At 39.5% G+C, this 1,237-nt stretch carries 2 protein-coding genes; one reads left to right on the forward strand and one right to left on the reverse strand.

Annotated elements, in window-relative coordinates:
• Positions 1–67: 67 nt before the first annotated feature.
• A complete protein-coding gene (locus AC1DUW_RS29565) occupies positions 68–811 on the forward strand; it encodes an amino acid ABC transporter ATP-binding protein (RefSeq protein ID WP_053345177.1) in 744 nt (247 codons plus the stop codon).
• A gap of 259 nt (positions 812–1,070) precedes the next feature.
• Here the strand turns inward: AC1DUW_RS29565 and AC1DUW_RS29570 are convergent.
• Positions 1,071–1,237, reverse strand: a 167-nt coding sequence (locus AC1DUW_RS29570; protein ID WP_477644271.1) for an Orn/Lys/Arg family decarboxylase, incomplete at its 5' end; no start/stop codon positions are given.

A 1,237-nucleotide genomic window follows, 5' to 3' on the forward strand; every position in this document is an offset into this window, starting at 1 on the left:
CACAAGGACAGATGGAAAAACGACTCGATCGTTATGTGACGGGCTAATTTGATAGGGGGAAATATACATGATTGAAATAAAGAACCTGCATAAACAATTTGGACAAACAGAGGTTTTAAAGGGAATCGATCTAAAAATTGAGGAAGGCAATACAGTTTGTATTATTGGGCCATCGGGTTCAGGGAAAACAACCTTGTTACGTTGCCTGAATTTATTGGAAACGCCTACAAAAGGGACCATTAAGCTTGGAAAGTTTTCTTTGGATTTTCAGGATAAAAAACCAGTTCCAAAAGATAAGGTGATTAAGTTCCGTCAACAAACGGGTATGGTTTTCCAAGGTTACAATTTGTTCCCTCATATGACTGCACTTGAAAATGTTATGGAAGGTCTTATTTACGTTCGTAAACAAGACAAGGAAGCCTCTCGTACGAAGGCTCTTCAATTGCTCGAAAAGGTAGGATTATCGGAACGGGCGAACCACTATCCATCCCAGATATCCGGTGGACAACAACAACGTGTAGGAATTGCACGGGCGATGGCAATGGAACCTGAAGTTCTGCTTTTTGATGAACCTACTTCCGCGTTAGATCCTGAGTTAGTTGGTGAGGTTCTAAAGGTCATGAAAGAACTTGCTAAAGAAGGAATGACCATGGTTGTAGTGACACATGAAATGAATTTTGCGCGTGAAGCAGCGGATAAAGTCGTATTTATTGATAAAGGTGTAATCGTTGAAGAAGGAACACCTCAACAAATTTTTGAACATACAGGGCATGAACGGACATTACAATTTTTAAATAAACTTTGTTCATAGGTAAGGGCCGGTACCCCCAAGCTGCGGAAGAATGGAAAACTGCAATCCTAGGGTAAAGTTATAAGATTCTGTCGTTCTAACTTGCGGGAAAGTGCATTTTGGGGGCCTGCGCTTTGGTATTCGTTCAAGAGAAATATGGAAGCTTTGATAAAGTCGGTTAGGAAGGCGAAGAGGAGAAACGCTCTTTTACGATTAAAACATCATAATAAGCATAAAAAAACCAGAGCAGTTTGTTTATGCTCTGGTTTTTGATATTCAATCAGTTTTTAATAATGCGTAAATATTTAATTTCTGGATCCTCTGGACCTTGAACTGGTAGACCAACTTCGATATTTTTCTGAATGTAAGTGATATTATCTTCTGTTATCAGTTCACCAGGTATAAAAATCGGAATCCCTGGCGGATAGACCATGATGAATTCAGCAC

It is taken from the genome of Peribacillus sp. P4_C12 (assembly GCF_056402095.1).

Coding starts and splice junctions, on each gene's coding strand:
- AC1DUW_RS29565 (WP_053345177.1), top strand. CDS start 68: ATGATTGAAATAAAGAACCTGCATAAACAATTTGGACAAACAGAGGTT.